Source organism: Streptomyces hiroshimensis, assembly GCF_014650335.1.
In the GTDB taxonomy this organism is placed as follows: domain Bacteria; phylum Actinomycetota; class Actinomycetes; order Streptomycetales; family Streptomycetaceae; genus Streptomyces; species Streptomyces hiroshimensis.
The window spans coordinates 123,729-143,576 of the sequence record NZ_BMUT01000003.1 but is presented as its reverse complement, the minus strand read 5'-3'; the positions used below and the strand labels follow the sequence as shown (position 1 = coordinate 143,576).

The window sequence follows — 19,848 nt, the reverse complement described above, 5'->3', positions numbered from 1 at the left end:
CCTTGCCGCAAGGCCCCGGGTACGCTATAAGTTGAGAGTGGCAAGGAGTGGGTAATCCTCCTTGCTTCCTCAAAATCCGAGTTCTGATGCCCCGGTCGGCTGATGCGCGGCCGACCGGGGACGACTCCGGCTCAGGCGAGGTCGAATCGGTCGAGGTTCATCACCTTGTCCCACGCCGCCACGAAATCGCGTACGAACTTCTCTCCCGCGTCGTCGGACGCGTAGACCTCCGAGACGGCCCGGAGCTGGGAATGCGAACCGAAGATGAGGTCGACGGCGGTGGCCGTCCACTTGACTTCGCCCGTGGTGCGATCCCGGCCTTCGAAGACGTTCTCGGCCGAGGCCGACGCCTTCCACTCCGTGCCCATGTCGAGCAGGTTGACGAAGAAGTCGTTGGTCAATGTCCCCGACCGGTGCGTGAAGACGCCGTGCCGAGATCGCTCGAAGCCGGTGCCCAGCGCCCGCATGCCGCCGATCAGCACCGTCATCTCGGGGGCGGTCAGCGTCAGCAGGCTGGCGCGGTCCAGCAGGAGGGTCTCCGGGGACAGTTTCTCTCCCGCCCGGAGGTAGTTGCGGAAGCCGTCCGCCTTGGGTTCGAGCACGGCGAACGACTCGACGTCCGTCTGCTCCTGCGAGGCGTCCGTGCGCCCCGGTGCGAACGGGACCGTGATGTCGTGCCCGGCGTTCTTCGCGGCTCGCTCGACGGCCGCACACCCGCCCAGGACGATCAGGTCAGCGAGGGAAACCTTCGTTCCGTCGGCCTGTGAGCGGTTGAAGTCCTGTTGGATCTGCTCCAGGGTCTGCAGCGTCTCGGTCACCTCGGGCAGGGCGTTGACCTCCCAGTCCCTTTGCGGCGCGAGCCGGATCCGCGCCCCGTTGGCCCCGCCGCGCTTGTCGGTGCCGCGGAAGCTCGCCGCCGCGGCCCAGGCGGTGGTGACCAGCTGGGAGACGGACAGCCCCGAGGCGAGGATCCTGCCCTTGAGGCCGGCGATGCCCTCGCCCGCGACCAGCTCGTGATCGACCTCGGGGACGGGGTCCTGCCACAGCTGCGGCCCGGGAATCCACGGGCCGAGGTAGCGCGAGAGAGGTCCCATGTCGCGGTGCAAGAGCTTGTACCACGCCTTGGCGAACGCTTCCGCCAGCTTGCCCGGATTCTCGTGGAAGCTCTTCGCGATCGGCTCGTAGACCGGATCCAGCTTCAGCGCGAGGTCCGTCGTCAGCATCATGGGAGCGTGCCTCTTCGACGGATCATGAGCATCGGGCACCGTGCTCTTGGCCGAGGGATCCGTGGGAGTCCACTGCTTCGCACCGGCCGGGCTCGTCGTCAGCTCCCAGTCGTATCCGAAGAGGTTGTCCAGGTACCCGTTGTCCCACTTCGTCGGCTCGGAGGTCCATGCGCCCTCGAGCCCACTGGTGAGCGCGTCGCCGCCCTTGCCGCTGCCGCAGGTGTTCCTCCAGCCGAGGCCTTGCTGCTCGATGGGGCCGGCCTCGGGTTCCGGGCCGATGTACGAGGGATCGACGGCACCGTGGCACTTGCCGAAGGTGTGGCCGCCGACGATGAGCGCGACCGTCTCCTCGTCGTTCATCGCCATACGCCCGAACGTCTCGCGAATGTCCCGGGCGGCGGCCATCGGATCGGGGTTGCCGTTGGGCCCCTCCGGATTGACGTAGATCAGCCCCATCTGCACGGCGCCGAAAGGACCGGTCAGTTCCCTGTCACCGCGGTAGCGCTCGTCTCCGAGCCAGGTGTCCTCGGGTCCCCAGAAGATTTCCTCGGGTTCCCAGATGTCCTCTCGCCCGAATCCGAAACCGAATGTCTTGAACCCCATCGATTCCACGGCGCAGTTTCCGGCGAAGATCAGAAGATCGGCCCAGGAGATTTTCCGGCCGTACTTCTGCTTGACCGGCCAGAGCAGACGGCGCGCCTTGTCGAGGCTCGCATTGTCCGGCCAGCTGTTGAGCGGGGCGAAGCGCTGAGCGCCGGAGCCGCCACCGCCCCGGCCGTCGGCGATGCGGTACGTTCCCGCGGCGTGCCAGCTCATCCGGATGAAGAGCGGTCCGTAGTGGCCGTAGTCGGCAGGCCACCAGTCCTGTGACGTCGTCATCACCTCGAAGACGTCCTGCTTCAAGGCGTCGAGGTCCAAGGTCGCGAACTCTTCGGCGTAGGTGAATTCCTCGCCCATCGGATCGGACAGAGGCGAGTGCTGGTGGAGAACCTGAAGGTCCAGCTGATTCGGCCACCAGTCCCGGTTCGTCCTGGGACGAGTCGGCGTGGGAGTCGGGGAGGGGATTACCGGGTTCTCGCTTTCGCTGCCGGACACGTCCGTCCTTCTTCCTGTCGCGGTGCTTTCCGTTTGCCGGCTGCAGGCTCTTGGCGTTGTTCCTTTTCTGATGCCGGGCCGGAATCCGTATGGTCGCGCACCGCGGACCGCACCGCTACGAAAACACGCAGAGCACCCCGCGTAACCACCACTGACAGCGTGCGTGCAGCGGGCCGCCGGGCTCAGAGCCCGGCGACTTTGGCGCTCGCCGACAGCTCGTAGACCAGGGTGACCGTGCGGCGGCCGCCGGGTGGAAGGGGGACGTCCCAGCGGGCGATGCCTTCGGCGTCCACCACGGCGGGCGCCGGGGAGCAGGCCTCCTTGCGCAGGCGTACCTCCACCGCCGAGACCTCGGAGACCGGGATCCGCTCCCGCACGACGACCACCCGTTCGCCGCGCTCCCCGGGGGCGGAGAACCGGGACAGATGCAGCCGGACCGTGCGGGTGACCACGGTCCGCTGCAGGATTCCGGCGGAGTCGCGGGACTCCTCGGCCTGCCGCACCACCCGGTGGTCGTCGCAGCTGCCGAAGGCGAGCTCGACGGAGGCGCCGGGGGCGGTGAAGTCCAGCGTGCCACGGCCGCTGAATCCGCTGCCGCGGACCAGGTCCACGGGCCCGGCGAGCAGCACGTGGCCGGACAGGTTGTCGAACCGCGCCACCTGGGTGACCAGCGGAGACAGCTCGGGCGAGCAGGCGTACTCGCTGCTCGCGGCCGTGGTGAAGACGGAGAGCGGCACCCGGTGAGCGCGGCCGTCTCCGGGCACGGAGACCGGCGCGGGGGAGCGCAGCACCCGCGTCTCGCCGCCGTCGTCCACCCCGGGCAGGCCGAGCACCGGAGCCGGGCCGAGCTCCCCGATCTCCTCCTCGCGCACCTCGACGTCGACCGTGCGGCGCTCCGCGGCGGAGCGGTCCTTGAGCGTCAGCCGGTCCTCGCCCAGGCGCGGAGGGTCGGTGGCCAGTGCTGACCGCGCCGTCGACAGCGTCAGCCGTACGCCCGACCAGTCCTCGCCGGTACGCTGCCAGACCACCGCGTCGGTCTCCAGCGTCAGGGAGTCCCCGTCGAGCACGGCCCGGTAGGCGGGCCGCCACAGCGCACACGGGGTGAGGTGGCTCAAGCGAAGCCCGGCCGGCCCGGCGACCGCGGCCTCCACGGTCAGCTCGATATGACCGACGAGCTCGGCGGGCTCCTCCTCGGCGAGATCCATGGCCCGCTGGACCTCGCCGAGTTCGACGGCGAGGGCAGCCAGGCGGGCCTCCACGGCGCGGAGTTGCTCGCCGTACGCGTCGCGCTCGTCGTCCACACGGTCCAGTTCGCGCGCCCAGCGGGCTGCTTCGGTCTCCCCGGAGCCCGCGCCTTCACCGATCTCCCGCAGCACGTCGGCGGCCAGGCGGCCGAGAAGGTCGAGGCGGGCGTGCAGCCGGTCGCGTCGCTGCCCCAAGGCGAGCCGCTCCTCTTCGAGGGCGTGCACGCGGTGACGCAGGACGGAGTCGTCGGCGGCGGACGGCAGCGGCCCGCGCGGCGTCCAGGTGCGGACGATCCGTGCGTCGAGCACGGTCGAGGGGTGATCTGCGGTCAGCTCGGCATGGAGGGTGCGGTCGACGGCCAGGGCACTGACCGGCCCGAGACGCAGCCGCTGGACCCCGGCCTCCAGGTCGAGCACGGCGGTGCGCTCGATGTGGGCGCGGTCCTCCAGGCAGGTGACGGCGGTGACGGGGACGGCGATCGGCTTCGGTGACGTGTTCGGTGACGCGTTCGGCGACGTGGACATGGTGGGTGTCAGCTCCTGCGGTTACCGCCGACCAGGGCCCTGCCGGCCGGGATGCGGATCTCGTAAGCGCCGTCGAGGGCGGCGGTGCCGCCGGCGGGCAGGTCCACCCGCCAGATGCGGGTACCCGGGGCATGGCGGGGCTCGGGCCCTGTGCCGGCCTCGGGTGCCGTCCAGCCGGCCCGCTCCTCGATTCGGACATCCGGTTCGGAGGTGACCGGCACCCGCTCGCGGACCTCGACGGTGACGGCCCTCGCGAGCCGGTTGGCCAGCTCCACGTGGACGCGGTGATCCAGCACGGTGGTGTTGTTGCGCAGGCCCGAGGTCGACTCGTGCAGGTTCGTTCGGCGGGTGACCCGGATGCCCTCGGCCGGCCCGAGCCCCACCCGGCGGACACCGCCGGGGGCGAGCGTGGGCAGTGCGGCGGTCAGCAGGAAGTCGTCGTCGACGGTGACCTCCACCGGGCCGGCCAGCAGAGCCTGGTCGGTGGCGTTGGAGAGCACCAGCGTCGCGTACACGGTCTGCTCCACGGACGGCACACACAGGTACTCGGTGCGCAGCCCGACCGGGATCGCGGCGACGGTGACGGTGTGCCAGGTGCCGTCCGACGGAACGTCGGCGCGGGCGGTGGCGTCGAAGCGGTGGTCGAAGGAACCCGCCGATTCGCGGGGCCGCACGGCGTGCCCGGGCAGCGGCAGCGCGGCCACCGCCTCAGCGCGGCGGCGGTACTCGGTTGCCACCGCGTCGAGGGAAGAGCCGGGAAACAGCCTGCCCCGGCGGCCGCGCTGCTCGTCGGGGCCGCACAGGACGAGGGCGGCGTAATCGAGCTCGCCGCCGCTCGGCTGCGGCGGACCGGCCACCGGAGGCGATGGCGGTGGCGGCGCAGCCCGGCCGGGCGCCGCGGGTGCCATGGCAGCGGGGGCAACGGCGAAGGGGCTGCCGCCGGGCGCCGGGGGCGGTGCGCCGTAGCCCTGCGGTGCTGGCGCCGCCACTACTGCCGGCGGTGGCGGAACGGAAACGGGCGCGGAGCCGCCCGCGGCACCACCGGGCGCGGAACCGGCCCACACGGCGCCGGTCGTCTCAGGGCGAGAGCCGGCCGCCTCGTACCCGGCGAACAGGTCGGCGAGCCCCGCCGGGGGCTCGCGCCAGCCCGAAGGGGTGGGTACGGGCTGACGGCGTCCGATGCGGACCGAGCGGAGCCTCGGCAGGTCGGTGCGGCGCCGCAGGTCGGCGGTGGCCAGGGCGATGCGCACGCCGGTCCAGTCCTCGCCGGTGCGCTGCGCGACCGAGGCGCGCAGCACCAGATCGCCGGTGCCGTCGCCCTGACGGCAGGCGAGGCGGTAGGCAGGCACCCAGACGGCGCCCGGCACCCCGTACTCCAGTTCCAGCTCCAGGTCCGGCCCCGTCTCCGCGTCAGCGCTGCCGTCGAGCGTCAGGACCGCGGAGACCGTGGTCTCCACGTGCGCTGACGGTGCGTCGCTGGAGGCGCGGAAGAGCCTGTCAGTGGCGACGGTGAGTTCGTGCTCGACGCGGCGCAGAGCCTCCTCCAGCTCGACGAGGCGGGCGTGCAGTCCCGTCAGCCGTTCGTCGACGAAGCCGGCGAGCTCCAGCCACGCGTCGACCGGGGTACGGCGGTGAGGGTCCTCGCGCCTGCGGGCCGGCGGAACCGGGCGCAGCGTCCTGACCTCCTCGATCCGGCCCAGTTGCCGGTCCCGGCGGCCCTGTGCCGCCGCGTACTCGTCACGCAGCCGCTCGACCTCGCGCTGCAACCCGTCGGGCGTGCCGGTGCTGCGCGGCTCGGCCTCGACTTCCACCCGGGCCTCGGTGACGCGCACCCCGGGGGCGCCCAGGACGCGGGCCCGCAGTGAGTCGGGTTCCATCGAGCGGGGCAGTCCCGTCACCCGCACCCGGCCGTCCGGCGGCACGGTGCCCCCGGCCAGGCGGCGGCAGACGGCTCCCTGCGCGTACACCACGACCGAGTCGAGGGCCGACTCCCACCTCTGTGCCGTCTCAGCCGTCATGTGCTCCGCCCCCCGCCGCGTCCATGCTGAGCGCAGCCTACGCCCCCAGCCGTGCCGCCAGTTCCCCCGGCAGCGCATCCCGGTTCCGCGCGGTCACTTCGACCAGTTCGATGCCGGCACGCCGCTTGAGGGCGTCGGTGAACGGGTCGTGGCGCGCGTGCACGGTGGCGACGACGTCGACATCGGCCGTGAGCAGTTCCCCCACGGCCTTCCGGAACGCGGAGCTGTACAGCTCCATCCCACCCAGCTCGTCGATGAGCGCGAGAGCCCCGGGCGTCGGGCTCGGCGACAGCGGGGCGAGGGCCGACAGCGCCAGTTCGTCCATGACGCGCAGATCGACACCGTACCGGCCGACGCTCGGCGGCCCGGGGAACGCGACATGCGCGAGCACGGCCCGCCTGCCGTCCAGCGTCTCCAGCGCGAAACCCACGCGGGCGGTGCCTTCCCGGATCTCCTCCGTCGTGAATCCGACGGGCGCACGGGTGTGCAGCAGAGAGGCCAGCCGCCGCAGGGCGGTCGTCTTGCCCACGCCCGGCCGTCCTTCCAGCAGGATCCTTGTCGGCATCGCGTCCTCCGAGGGCGGGTGCGTTTTTGCGTCCCCGCGATCCTCGCGCGGGCGGAGCCGCAGGCGTGAGGCGGCGCTCCGGCGGACACGGCGCCTGTTCGCCAACCGGGCGGGCGGCCTACGAGTGCGGGCCCTGTCGTGCACGTACGACGTCGTGTACGTACGACAGGGCCCGCATCGCCGGTTCACGCGGGGAAGACGTGGTCGCCCCAGGCGATGGTGACCTGCGCGGAGCCGGTGTGGTCCGCACTGGCGGACATCAGTGTGGCCTTGGTGGAGTCGAAGTAGCTGTCGCCACCCTGGCCGCCTTGGCCGCCACCGCCTCCGGCGCCACCGCCGCCCCCACCGCCTCCGCCTCCGCCGGCGTAGGAGTCGAAGACGCTGGTCCCCGTCCCCGAACCGCCTCCTCCACCGCCGCCACCACCGCAGCCCGCCGCGCCCGTGCTGCCGTCCGCCGCGCGGTTGCCGTCACCCCCGTTGGCGCCGCCCAGGCCTCCCTGACCACCGGATCCGCCATCGCCGCCCCGGCCTCCGTAACCACCGCGATTGACGCCGGCGCTGTCCGACGTCTTGGGTTCTCCTCCGGAGCCGCCGGCCGACTCGGACCCGCGGCCGCCGTCGTGAGTTCCCCCACCGTGTGAGGCTCCGCCGGCTCCGCCGGAGGAAGACGTACCGCCTCCACCGCCGTCACCGCCGGTGCCGGCTGTCTGCCCGAAGAAGCCCCAGCCCCCTCCGCCACTGCTCCCTCCTCCACCGGAGGAGCCGGCGCTGCCCGATCCTCCCGGGGAGCCTGCTGCGGTCGGGCTGCCGGCGCGGATCAGGCCTGCGTCACCACCGGAGCCGCCCTGGCCGCCGCCACCCCCTTCGCCACCGGAGCCACCGTGTGACCGCTCGGCGCCGGAGCCGGTTCCCGGGGCGCCGGTGCTGCCGCTGTCCCCGGAGGAGCCGGTGTCGCCCGGTCGGCCGGCGTCGCCGCCGCTGCCCGCTCCGGCGACGAGGTCTCCGTTGTGCAGCACTTTCGCCGAGGCTCCCGAGGCACCCCCGCGGGTGATCCGGACGGTGACCTGGTCGCCGTGTTTGACGTACATGAGTGCCTTGATATCGGCGCCCTTGCCGGCGTTCGATCCGCTGCCGCCCGCACCCTGCAGGTGCAACGAGAGGATGGTGACGTCCCTCGGGACCTCGAAGGGCTGGTCGTCGTCGCTGTAAGTAAAAGTCCGATGGTTCGCCGGATTGCGGATGACGAGCCGGCTGTCGGCAGTCACATTGCCCGTGACCGTGAGGCGGCCGCCCATCTTGAATCGTGGGGTCACTGCAGCATCCCCCGCAGAGGCGTGCCCTTGGGGTCCAGGAACTGCGCGGAGGTCGTGATGTCGTCGGTGGCCTCGAGGGCTCCGGTGACGGTGGTGTCCTTCCCGACGGTCAGATTGCCGTGAATCTCTGCGTCGTTGTCGACGACGAGCCCCGTGAGCTGCGGGTTGGCCACCATGACCGTCGTGGTCAGGTAGTGAGTGGCATCGCCGACGGTGTACTCCAGGCGGAAGGTGGTGTCGCGGGTGATCTTGCCCTTCCACTCGAGGTCGGTGGTCGGCTTCTCGCTCGTACCGCCGTGCACCACCGTGTACGCCACGCCCTTCTTCGGCCCGCGCCACTTGAGGTGCACCTCGTCGCCCGCGTTCACCTCGGCCTTCTCGGCGTGGAAGTCGTAGACGTCCCGCGCTGTCGGCGCCGGGGCCGGGAACTTGGTGATCGGGAGGGCGACGAAGCGCGGGCTTTCCGGCCATTGGCCCTGGTCCAGGGTGGCCGTCTCGCGGACTTCCACGCGGGCCGTGCCCGGCTTGTCGCTGATCGTCAGGTTGTCGAAGGTGATCGTGATGCCGGAGACATCCAACTTCCCTCCGCCTTCAGGTGCCTTGGCGATGAAGTGCTCGTAGTCGCCCTGCGGCACGGCGATGGCCACGCCGTCCTGGAGCCGGCCGACGGTCCAGCCGTCGGTGCCGCTCTGGTCGCCGTCCTTCGCCAGCGTCCGGATCAGACTCTGCGCGAGGTCACCGTGCGGCAGCGAGAAGAGGATCTCCCGGCAGTAGACAGTGGTGCCCGTGCCGTTGGAGACCACGATGTGCACGGTGGCGGGCTCCGGATCGGCTCCCGGCGCCGCCGCGTAGAGCGGGAAGGGCTCGCTGATGATGGCGTAGTCCAGCAGGCACTGGTCGCCGTTGGCCGGCTCGGTCACGGAGTCGGTTCCTTTCGGGGGTACGGGGGTATGGAGGGGCGCGACGTCACTGGTCGCTGAATCCGTCGGACAAGCGGAGGAATCCGGTACGGACCACCGGGCCGTCCTCGTCCAGGCGGGCCTTCTGATCGATCTGGACGATCGCCTGATGGGCCCACTCGGGTGCCGGACCGGCACCGGCCGCCGCCGTGTCCGGGACGACGAGCTCCGCCCAGTCCCACGTGCCCTGCGGCGACGTGGGGTGCGGCAGGGCGAGGGCGTCGACGAAGCCCGACGGCCGGGTCGGCATCTTCCGGGTCGTGGTCAGCACGGGGCTCAGCCGCAGCGCCACCTTCATCGCGGCCATCGCCGTCCGCGTGAAGCGCTCCGGCAGGCGCAGATCCGTCACCGGGAGCACGTCCGTCGTGGCGTGTACGGTCGCCAGGGGGTCGAGCAGCAGCGTGAGGTGCGTGTGGTGGGTGGAGTCCGCCGCGAGCCGGGGCCAGTTCTTCGCGGCGATCTCCTCCACGTAGCCGGTGGGCTGCGCGGTCTCCGGTGCGGCGACCGCGTAGAACTTCGTGTAGTCGTCCTCGGAGAAGTAGCCGATCAGGCCGTCGCCCTTCTGCCCGGCGTTGCCGAGCCGGACGGGCCACTGGTAGGCGAGGTGGGCCATCTCCTCGGGCACCGACGTTCCGTCACCCATCCGGTCACGCCACTCCGTCAGGGCCCGCCAGTCCAGCGCGTACTGCCACCCCGGGTCCGTGACCGGGGGACCGTCCAGCTCGAAGCCGAGCCGCGCCCGCACCAGGGCGAGCGGACGGCCGAGCAGGGCGCCGAGCACCTCGTCGCCGTACGGGTTGCCCGGGTCGATGCCGGCCAGGGCGCGGTCGACGGTGGACATCAGGTCCGCGAAGGCGGCGGTGCCCCCCGCGGTGAGCCGCGTCGCGAACGCGTACAGCTGGGGCCGGGCGGTGCGCAGGGCTTCGAGCGTACGGACCGACGAGTCCGGCAGCGGGTCCCAGCCGACCACCGTCGTGATCCGGCCCGGTGAAGCACCTTCTGAAGCGTCTTCCCGGAGCTTCAGGCGCAGCTCACCCAGCGGTGCGCCGTCCGGGGCGTAGCAGAGCAGGGAGCGGTCGACGTAGTTGGGGATGATCCACGCGCAGACGGGGGTGGTGTTCGCCTCCAGGTCGACCGGTTTGTCGGCCTCGCGCTCGTCGACGAAGTCGAACCGCAGCCTGGCGGCCTGGAGCAGACGCGGCGGCAACTGCACGAAGCGGCCCGTCAGGACCTCCTCGACGTGCTTGTCGCCGGGATGCAGGCTGTCGGCCACCACGGGTTCCACGTAGCCCGCGTCCCCTTGCAGTACGACGTCGAGCGTCTGCCCGAACTCGTCGACGATGCTCAGTGCCTTCACCGCGAACTGTCCCGCCCGGATCTGGGTGAATCCGGACGGGTTCCAGCCCTTGAACGGCTCGGGCAGCTCGCCCGCGTCGGGCAGGTGGCGGAAGGCGTCGCCGACCAGCTTGCCGATCTCCCCGGGCGGGCTGAGGTTGGGCGCGGTGTCCCGGCGGGCGAACGCGTCGGTCAGCCCGTCCAGGCGCTGGGAGAGCAGGTCCAGGTCCTTGACCCGGTCCGAGGCCGCGGCGAACGTCTCCGGTACGGCGGTGGGGTGGTCGGCGGCGTGCCGGTCGAGTCCGTTGCCGAGCGTGTACTGCGGCAGCGGTACGAGGAAGCGCCGCCCGGTCACCTGGAGCGCGTTCTTGACCGCGTCTCCGCGCCGCCACTCGTAGCGACTGCCGTCGAACTCCCAGTTCTGCCGGCCCAGGTCGCCGTAGGGCACCTGCCAGTGGTCGACCTGCCACTGGTACAGCAGCGGCTTCCACGGCTGCCGCCACGCCGGGAGGCTCTTCTCGTCGAGCAGGCGCACGAACTCGCCCAGCAGGGCCGTCACGATCGGGGGCAGTTCGCCGACTGCCAGGCCGCTGAGGGCGGGCGGGAGCTTGCCGCCCGGCTCGACGCCACCGCTGATCTGCCCGGGCATCCGGCAGACCAGCGGGTCCTTGCCCGTCAGCGGGGTGTGGGGCGTGTGGTCGTTCGCCCCGGACAGCACCACCGTCGGGTCGGTCACCTGCCAGAACGGCGGCAGGGCCTCGCGGCGGAGTTCGTAGCCGGTGGGGAGCGGGTGCTCACGCAGGTACGCGGCGATGGAACGGTCCAGCTCCGGCCCGTCGGCGCCGTGCGGAACCTTCGCCCGCAGGCCCTCGAGTGCCTTCTGCCGCCCGGCCACCTCGGCGGCGAGGCCGTCCGGGTTGCCCGGGTCGATCTCGGCGCGGAACTGCTCGCGCCGGTACTGCGGCGGGATGAGGGGCAGGCCGTGCATCCACCACAGCCCGTACAGCCGCTGCTGGAGCGCGGCGAGTTCGCGCGCCGCCGTGTCGTACGCGTCCTGGTCGTTGTTCAGGCGCGCCAGCCACTGCTCCTGCTCGGGGGCCACGCCGGACCATGTGACCGACTTCGGGTCGCCGGAGGTGTTGCCCTTGCCGGACGTATCGGCGAGCCGCCACACATAGCCGCCCGGCACCTGCTCGAACCAGCCCTTGTGCAGGGCCTGCGCGGTGCGGACGGTGCCGTCCGTACCGTCGAGGGTGTCGGCCAGGCCGCGCCCGAGCGCGTGCAGCAGGGCGGGATCGGCGTGGCCGATGCCGTTGCCGGAGGCGGCGGGCAGGGCCGCGCGGGCCGCGGCGATCAGGGCGGCGTGCGCCTCGTCGGCGCTGCTGCCGACCGCGATCTTGATCTTGTCCTTCTCCGGGCGGTCCGAGTCCGGAGGGGTCGTGGCCGTACGGTCCCAGGCCACGCTCGCGACCCTGCCGCAGTAGGTCGTACTGCCCGGCTTCCAGTCGTGGGGCCGGCTGTCCACCGTCCACCCGAGCCCGGCCAGCACGCTCTCCACTGTGGCGCCCTCGGCGCCCAGCAGGCGGTTGAGCTCCTCCTGGGCGGGGTCCGAGTACCAGCCGACGACCTGGTAGTCGACGGACGCCTGGTCGATGCCCTCCAGTGGGTCGTGCAGCGAGAAGACGTTCTCGTGGTACGGCTGGTAGACGTGGAAGGTCATGATCCCCGGGCCGACCGCGGTGAGGAACAGCTCCTTGCGGGCGGGATCACCGGACGGCTCGCGCCAGCCCTCCAGGGGCGTGGCCCGGCCGATCCTCGTCGTGATGAGGGTCGCGCGGTACGGGGTGAGCGCCGGGTCGGCGCCGCGCCGGACGGGGTGCACGGAAGGCGAAGTGCCCTCCGTGTCGTGCAGGAAGTCGCTCTCCACCACCCAGGCGGCGAGGTGCTGCTGCTGGTCCTTCACATACCGGACGACCAGCCAGCGGTTGGGCACGAGCGGGAACTCGGTCCGGCCGCCCGGCTTGCGGGCCGCGCCCTGGCGCAGTGCCTCGGGCAGCTCCCAGCGCACGTGCACTCCGTCGCCGTCGGCGTCGAGGTTGTGCTCGTTGGCGAACGGCTCCGGCTCGGGGCTGAGGTTGTGGCGCAGCAGGTTGAAGTTGGGCTGCCAGCGCCGGAAGCCCTTTCCGCCCCGCACGCGCACGGGCTCGTTGACCACCAGGGCGTCCACGTTCACCGGGACGACGAGCGTGTGCGTATCGTCGCGGTCAGCCATTGTGGTGGTCTCCTGTCGTGGTGGTACCGGCGGTGGTGAAGGTGCGGAGCTGTGCCGCGTTGATCATCTGGATGGCGAACTGGGCCGGCGTCAGGGGCTGTTGCGGGTCCAGCTGGCCCAGCCTGCCCAAGCCGTCCTTGATCCCGTCCGCGAGCTTGCCGATCCGCAGGACGGTGTCGGGCTGACCGTCCCCGGGCGCGCGCACATGGGAACGCAGCCCCGGCGTGGAGGGGAAGTGCTTGTCCTCCCCGAGCTCCTCGCCGATCGTTCCCTTGAGCGCCCGCAGCCGGATGACGCCGTCGTCGAGCGGGTCGTCACTGCGGCCGTCCTTGAGCTCGTCGATGCCGAAGTGGACGCCCTGCTGCGGCTCGGCGATCTCGACCCGGCCCGGTACGCCCTCGAAGAGGACGAGCAGGACGTCGTCGGCGAGCGGCTCGCGGCGCAGCACCTTCAGCGCGTTCTCGCCCTCGACGGTCTTCGGGTCCGCGTACGGGCGGATCTCCAGCGCCGGCCAGCCGCTGACGAGCTGCGAGCGCAGCAGCAGACCGGTGACCGGCGCGGAGGGCTCGGGCAGCGCGGCCTTGCCGAGCGGGCCGAACAGCAGGTCGTCGGCGACGAGGTCGAAGGAGTGGGCGAGCCCGACGCTGAGCGCGCCCTCGAGGAGGGTGGTCGTCCAGTCGGAGTCGACGTGGAAGAAGCGCAGGCTCTCCGCGGGCAGCATCCGGGCGTCGGGGACGAGGTGGGCGAAGGGCACGCCTGTCAGGTCCCGGAGCCCGAGCAGCCAGTTCCGGACGGCGGTGAGGTCCTCGTCCTTCTCCGCGCCCTCCGCGCCCTCCGCGCCCTCCGCGCCCTCCGCGTCACCGGTCAGGGCCTCGACGGCCGAGCCCAGCCGGGCCTGCAGACCGGCGTCGGTCCGGAGCCGCCGGACCGTGAGGTCGGCGGTGCCGGGCAGGTCCGTGGCGGCGGGCACCGGGGTGACGGCCGGGCGCGTGCCTGCGGCCGCAGGGGCCACGGCGGCGGCACCGGCCACGGCGGCGACCGGGTGGCGGTGAATCTCGTGGAGGTGGTCGCCGAGCCCGCCGGCCACGAGGTGCTCGATCCGGGCGCGTGCCCCGGTGGACGCGGCCTCCTGCTCCTGCCCGCCCAGCGCGTTCTCGACGATCTGCCGCACCTTGCCGCGCAGCCGCAGCAGCGTCGCGCAGAACTGGTGATCGGCGAAGGCGACGCCCCGGCCCGCCGTGAACGCGGTGGCGAGGCTGACGTCGAAGACGCCGTACTGCTCGAGGTGGATCAGCGCCTCTGCGGCACAGCGGTGCCGGTCGCGCGCCGTGAGCGGTTTGGCGGGTTCCGCGATGAGCGGCCCCCGGTACCAGCCGAAGGTGGCGCGCCCGGACTCGGTGCGGCACGAGACCGGCAGGTACCCGGCGCTCAGCCGCTCGGCGACGTGTCGCTGCTCGGGCCCGGTCAGCTGGTCTTCGTTCTTGCCCAGCGGTACGCGCAGCAGCAGCTCGGAGCCGTCGGTGCCCTCGGTGTCGACGAAGTGCTGGGTGAGGGCGGCGAAGCCGGGCTCGTGGTCGGCGAGCGTCTCGAACGACCACGACCACAGGGAGATCAGCCGCAGCCGCTCGCCGGGATTCCCGGTGTACGCCTCCTTGTCCTCGCTCCCCTCGGGCAGCCGTGACAGCCAGCCCTCCAGGGACACCAGGTGGGCGACGTACCGGCCGCCGGCGGCACGGGGCAGCCGGTTGGCGACGGCGACCGCGTAGTCGCCGGGCCGGAGCAGGTCCTCGCTGAGCGTCACGCCCTGGTGCCGCTCGTCGACCCGGCGGACGTGGGTCAGGTAGTGCAGCTCGTCCTTGGCGGGTGCGACGGCGTGGAAGACGGCGGCGGGCACCAGGATCGTGCGGCAGGTCCGCTCCATGTCCTCGGCCGGAACGGGGTCGGTGACCTGGTCGAAGGCGGGCAGGACGACGTCGGCGCCCTCGCCTCCGAGCAGTTGCCTCACCGTCCGCGCCTCGGTCTGCCCCAGGCAGTGCGGATCACCCGGCAGCTCGCCCTCGCCGAAGACGAGGAGGGCCGTCCACGGCAGCCGGGTTCCTCCCCCAGCTACCGCTGGGAGGTGCCCCCAGTCGTCCACGCCCTCTTCCCGTTCCCACGGGAGGGTGGGACGGCTGAGCGTGAGGTGCGGCAGCACGTCGTCGTACAGTCCGGTGGCTCCGGGCGGCGGGTACGCGCCGTGGATCCACTCCGGCTGCACGGAGAAGCGCGGGGCCCGCACCTCGATGCGCTGCTTCACCGGCTGTTGTGCCGTCGGCAGGTACGTCGGGTTCGTGTCGCCGTCGAGGGTCTGGTACGCGGTGAGGGTGTAGCGCCCGGCGGTGATGTCCGGCACGAGCGAGTCGATGAACTGCACGTTCAGCGACGACGGGTCGGGCTCTGGGGCGTTCTCGGGCCGGCTCATGCCGCACCGCCTTCCTTGGTTCGGGTGCTGTCGGCGGCCGGTACGGTGACGGCGAGCGCCAGAGGGTCGTCGGGGAGCCCGATGGTGACGGGCAGCAGAGCCGGCGGGTCGACGCTGACGTCCACGACCACGAGCGCCCGCTGCTTCGACCGGGCGACGTACAGCCGGTCACCGGCGGAGGAGACGGCGAGCGCGATGGGCTCCGCGCCGACCCACACCGGATCGCCCGCCTCCTGCGGCACGGTTCCGGAGGTGTCGAACACGGCCACCGTGCCGCTGGTGGCGCCGGCCACGTACAGGCGGTCGCCGTCGGGCGAGACGACCAGGGCGCTCGGGTCGGTGCCGGTGCGCAGAGTCGTGACCACGCCCGTACCGGCGGAGGTGACGTCGACGACCGTCACAGTGGACCGGCCCGCGTTGAGCGCGTAGAGCCAGCGGCCCTTGGGGTCGACGGCGAGACGGGTGGGGGAGGGGCCGGCGGGCAGCCAGCCCTGCGGGGTCGGGTTGGCGAGGTTGCCGACGTCCATCTTCACGACGGTGCCGTCGTCGGGCAGGGCGATGTACACGACCTGGTGCTTGTCGTCCCACGGGACGGCGGCGGCCACCCCGGCGGGCCGCGCGTCCCCGCCCGCCTTCGTCAGCGTGCCGACCTGGTGGCGCACCACCGGTGCGGTGCCCGTGAGGTCGAGGATCAGCAACTGGTTCGGCTGCTCGCAGGTGACGTACGCCCATTTGCTGTCGGGCGAGAACGCCACTCCGCGCTCGTTCTGCGCCAGCCAGACCTTGTCGGTGGCAAGGGAAACGGCGTCGGCGGGCGGGTTCGCCGAGATGTCGAAGGCGTCGACGTGCTGCGTGGTGGGGTTCACCACGCACAACCGGCTGCCGTCAGGGCTGAGCGCCATGTGCGTCGGACCCGCGTTCTTCAGCGGGAAGCGCTCGTACGCGGTCAGGCTCTGCGCGTCGACCGGCGTCATGGTCTGCCCGGCGCCCAGGACGTACAGCCGCTCGCTGGCCGTCGGGGTGCCCGGGACCGGGTCCGCCGTCTCGGCCGTGACGTCGCCGGCCACCAGTGCGTCGACGGCCGTCAGACGGTCGTTGGTGCCGGGGCTCACGCCCAGGTACTCCATCGCCGCGAACAGCCGGTCGCGCGACTGGTCGACGAGCGGACCGGCCTGGCCGCCCGTGGCGCCTGCCACGTTCCCGGTGTCGCCGGGGCTCCTGACCGCCGCTTCGGCGAACAACTCCAGGGTGACGGGCCGGGCGACGGCGGCAGGCTTCCGGAGCGGCAGGATCCCGTCCGGCGTGCGCTCGTCGTGGGCGATCGTCCCGGCCTCGACCGGTCCGGGGGAGCCGCCCTCCTTTGCGGGCGGCAGCCGGAGGTCGACGCCCATGAGCTGGTCGTCGACGCGCTGTGGGATGTCCTTGACGGGCTTGTCCTTGTACGGGCCCTCGTACGGGCCCCACAGCGCGGCGGGCAGGCTGGCCTTCTGCTCGGCGCCCTTGACGTACCAGGTGCTCAGGTCGTGTGTGTCATCACCCTGCGTCAAAGTGACCGTGAGGACCGAGGCCAGGCCCTTGCCGTCGTCGCGGCGAGGACGGATGTTGACGGTGTTGCCTTGGATGTCGCTTCCGGAGCCGGCGAGGTGCAGGGTGGAAACCGGGACGGCCGTACGGACGGCGAACGAGAAGGCACCAGGCCCGACGATCCACATATCCGTCTCCTCCGCGGACCGGGCCGGTAGCAGCCCGTCCATCGGCACCAGCCGGACGGCGTCCTTGGCGGCCGGCAGCTGGTTGACCACGTCCGACCAGGGGGCCGCATGGTCGTCGCGCGCGCTGCCGTCACCGAAGGCGATGGTGAAGGAGATGAACCAGAGGTGGATGGTGACCTCACCGGCCGTCGGCGGCCCCCACAGCCGCAGCGACGCGCCGACCTCGACGCTGATCGTCTCGCGCACCAGCCACAGGTCGAGGACATAGCTGACGCCGATGCTCACGCCGATCTCGGCGTCGAAGTGGAAGGGCGCCCACTCGATGAGCATGTCGGCGTGGGCGTTGAGCCAGGCGTGCAGGTCGCCGGAGCGGTAGTTCACGTCCAGCGCGCCACCGGCCATGATCGCGCCGGGGGTGAGGGCGAAGTACGAGCCGCCGCTGATCGTCAGCTCGGAGGTGACGGGCCAGGAGAAGCCCAGCCTCGGCACCTGCGGATAGTGCGCGGGCACGGTGAATTTGGGGTGGTAGCCGCCGAGCGTCAGCACGAAGTCGCCGGCGTGCGCGTCGTCGAACCATGTGTACAGGGCGAAACCGCCGGTCAGCACGCATGCCTGGTCGATGAGGTACGAGCCGGGGGCGAGCTGCGCGGTGATCTTCAGTACGCGCTCGCTCTCGCGGTACTTGGCCGACAGGCCCAGCAGGACGCGTGCGTACTTCTCCGGCCCCTGCTTGGGGAATTCCGCCGTCGCCGTGCCGAGCACCGCGACGGCGAAGTCGTCGCCGACCTCCAGCACCAGCAGCGCCTGGCCGTCGATGAACTCGAAGAGGTTGAACCCCAGCCCGGCCGCGAACCACATCTGGCCGGACGCCGGGCGCACCCACGCCTTCTCGTCGCCGCCCATGAGCGTGTCGAGGACGTCCAGCGGCTGGGTGGCGGTCATGTCGGTCAGGAACGGGAACGTCAGCACCTCGTCGCCCTCGGGCAGCCTGAGGTCGGTGTTGAACCCGAATCCGGCCATGATCTCGGTGATCTGGACGGGCGGAGGGCCGCCGAACCTGCCGTTGACCTTCCCGAAAAGGAACATCGACGGCTGGTCGGGGTGCTCATGGGGCTGTGCGTACGCGCCGAGCACCGTCAGCCCGAACTTCGCGGCGGAGACGGCGAGCGCGCCCTCCACGAGCGTGTCGTAGGTCTGGTCGGCGGGCCGGTTCACCAGGGCGCCCTCGATCGCCAGCGGCGGCCGGGAGTAGGCGACGCTCAGCCCGTCGAGCCGGACCCCCACGTGCTTGGGGTCGGACAGCGGGATGCCCAGTCCGAGCCCCTCGACGCCGAGTTCGAGCCCGGCCATGCCCATCGAGGCGTCGAAGAGCACCCAGACGGTGCCGTCGGCGAAGCCCACACCGACGCGGCGCAGGCGCAGCGGGCCGACCGAGCGCTGGACGTCGGCCCAGGCCACGAGGGGAAGGCCGGTGGCCTGGGCGTGCGGCGCTGCGACGGGTGTGCCGTCCTCGGTGATCAGCCGGGGCCGCTCGGGGGAGGGGGCAGGCGTGGGCTTGTCGTGCCTCTTGCTGTCACTGCCACCGCCACCGCCCCGTACGAGGAGGGAGATCGTCTCCGACCGGCCCGGCAGCTGCAGGTCGACGGTGAAGGCGACGCCCTTGCGCAGCCCGTCGGCGGGCAGCAGGGGTAATGCTTCGTCGCTAGCGACCAGCGCCTTGTTCAGCTCGGTGATCCGGGCTGCGGGCAGGTCCTGGGAGGTGATCAGCACCCCCAGCCCGCGCACCCCGGCGTCCTGGTCTTCGGGAATCTGCCCCTGCAGCAGGGGCGCTTGGGACAGCATGGCGTTCAGCCCGAGGTCGACGCGCACCGCCCAGGCCCGTGCCTCGGTGGTCGTAGGCTTGTCCGACACCACGACCAGCATGCCGCCGCCGGGCTTGTCCTCGGCGGCGAACACGACGGACTTGCGGGCGGCCGAGTAGCCGACGGTGAGGCCGGTGACGGTGCCGAGCTTCGCGAGCACCTCGGCGGCGGAGGCGTCCGCCACTCCCAACAGCTCGGCGAGGTCCGCGAGGGAGACGCCCTTGGTGTCCTCGCAGGTGGCGGAGAAGTCGGCGTGCTGGGCGTCCTTGACGGCGAAGGTCAGGGTGCGGTCGTCGGAGACGGTCAGGGCGAGACGGGCGGAATACACCTGGTCGTAGCCGGGTTCGCCGGCCCGTTTGGCCAGCGCGACCTTGACGTCGAGGTCCGCGGCGACGTCCCCGAGCGGGAACGCGGCGTCCACCTCCACCCGGAAGCCGCTCGTTCCGGTTCCGCGGTCGTAGGCGATCGCCAGGCGCTCGAGCGCGATGTCCTTCAGCACGGGCGGCGGCGCGGCGCCGAACAGCCCGAAGAACGCCTGGGCGACGTGGAACTGCTTTCCCTCTTCGGGCTCGACGACGAACTCGTAGCTCGTCGACTCGGCCTCGAAGTCGAGCGCGCAGGTGATGGTGAGCGCGTCCCCGTCCGGCAGCCCGACGTCCCCCTGAGCGGAGAGCTTGCGGACGGCCGCGCCGTCGAGCATGCGGATCTCGTAGACCAGCGTGAGGTCCTGCAGCCCGATGTCGCCGAGGATCCCCAGTACGGGATTTCCGGTCAGGGACAGGGCGATCCGGACGCCGACGATCTCGGCATCGTCGGGTGCGGGAGCCGAATCGTCGTCGGTGAAGAACGACAGTGACAAGAGGGGCGTGCTCGGTGCGATGGTTCCGCTGAGACGCATATGGTCCGGATCGAGTGCGAGGCCCGTGAGGGTGGTTTCCACGGTGAACCACTTCTCCAGGGCGCCGACGTTCACAGCGCCCTTGAGATCTCCCAATTCATCGGGGAGGCCATCGGGAAGAGTGAGTTCCTGCCCGGAGGAAAGGCTGTGGAGCCATTCCTTGAGCCCGCCGACGGTTATCGCCACAACGCATTCCCTCTCGACCGTTCGGGCCGCGCAGGGCACGGGCCGTCATGGATGCCGGATGCAAATTCGGCGGAACGGTATCAAGTGGTGATCATGGCGATGGTCACCATGTGTAAGGTTTCGGCCACGGTTCGGGGTCGTGGGCTGCGCCCCTGATGGGCCGCAGGAGACGGACGG

Annotated in this window: 9 protein-coding genes; all 9 read right to left on the bottom strand. The window is 71.8% G+C overall.

Going from position 1 to position 19,848, the window contains the following annotated elements; genetic code table 11:
* Positions 1–131: 131 nt before the first annotated feature.
* Positions 132–2,321, bottom strand: coding sequence for a catalase/peroxidase HPI (gene katG, locus IE241_RS09390; RefSeq protein ID WP_190021212.1), 2,190 nt, complete (start codon positions 2,319–2,321; stop codon positions 132–134).
* Positions 2,322–2,503: 182 nt separating this feature from the next.
* Entirely contained in the window at positions 2,504–4,090 is a 1,587-nt protein-coding gene (locus tag IE241_RS09385; protein WP_190021211.1) for a mucoidy inhibitor MuiA family protein, read from the bottom strand.
* Between the two features lie 8 nt (positions 4,091–4,098).
* Positions 4,099–6,108, bottom strand: a complete 2,010-nt coding sequence (locus tag IE241_RS09380) for a DUF4139 domain-containing protein (protein WP_190021210.1) — start codon at positions 6,106–6,108, stop codon at positions 4,099–4,101.
* Between the two features lie 37 nt (positions 6,109–6,145).
* Complete coding sequence (locus IE241_RS09375; RefSeq protein ID WP_190021209.1) at positions 6,146–6,673, bottom strand: nucleoside-triphosphatase; 528 nt, start codon at positions 6,671–6,673, stop codon at positions 6,146–6,148.
* A gap of 185 nt (positions 6,674–6,858) precedes the next feature.
* The gene (locus tag IE241_RS34115; RefSeq protein ID WP_229899108.1) at positions 6,859–7,986 is read right to left on the bottom strand and encodes a hypothetical protein; all 1,128 of its coding nucleotides are present in this window, start codon (positions 7,984–7,986) and stop codon (positions 6,859–6,861) included.
* Positions 7,983–8,906: a hypothetical protein gene (locus IE241_RS09365; protein WP_190021208.1), complete on the bottom strand. Its 924-nt coding sequence runs from the start codon at positions 8,904–8,906 to the stop codon at positions 7,983–7,985. The genes IE241_RS34115 and IE241_RS09365 overlap by 4 nt, the downstream gene beginning before the upstream one ends.
* A 46-nt stretch (positions 8,907–8,952) precedes the next feature.
* The gene (locus IE241_RS09360) at positions 8,953–12,552 is read right to left on the bottom strand and encodes a hypothetical protein (protein ID WP_190021207.1); all 3,600 of its coding nucleotides are present in this window, start codon (positions 12,550–12,552) and stop codon (positions 8,953–8,955) included.
* Positions 12,545–15,013 carry a hypothetical protein gene (locus IE241_RS09355; RefSeq protein ID WP_190021206.1) on the bottom strand — a complete coding sequence of 823 codons (2,469 nt, stop codon included), beginning with the start codon at positions 15,011–15,013 and terminating at the stop codon, positions 12,545–12,547. Before IE241_RS09355 ends, IE241_RS09360 begins: the two co-directional genes overlap by 8 nt.
* A complete protein-coding gene (locus IE241_RS09350; protein ID WP_190021205.1) occupies positions 15,010–19,671 on the bottom strand; it encodes a YncE family protein in 4,662 nt (1,553 codons plus the stop codon). Before IE241_RS09350 ends, IE241_RS09355 begins: the two co-directional genes overlap by 4 nt.
* Positions 19,672–19,848: the final 177 nt, after the last annotated feature.

Coding starts and splice junctions, on each gene's coding strand:
- IE241_RS09355 (WP_190021206.1), bottom strand. CDS start 15,013: ATGAGCCGGCCCGAGAACGCCCCAGAGCCCGACCCGTCGTCGCTGAAC.
- IE241_RS09360 (WP_190021207.1), bottom strand. CDS start 12,552: ATGGCTGACCGCGACGATACGCACACGCTCGTCGTCCCGGTGAACGTG.
- IE241_RS09385 (WP_190021211.1), bottom strand. CDS start 4,090: ATGTCCACGTCGCCGAACGCGTCACCGAACACGTCACCGAAGCCGATC.
- IE241_RS09375 (WP_190021209.1), bottom strand. CDS start 6,673: ATGCCGACAAGGATCCTGCTGGAAGGACGGCCGGGCGTGGGCAAGACG.
- IE241_RS09380 (WP_190021210.1), bottom strand. CDS start 6,108: ATGACGGCTGAGACGGCACAGAGGTGGGAGTCGGCCCTCGACTCGGTC.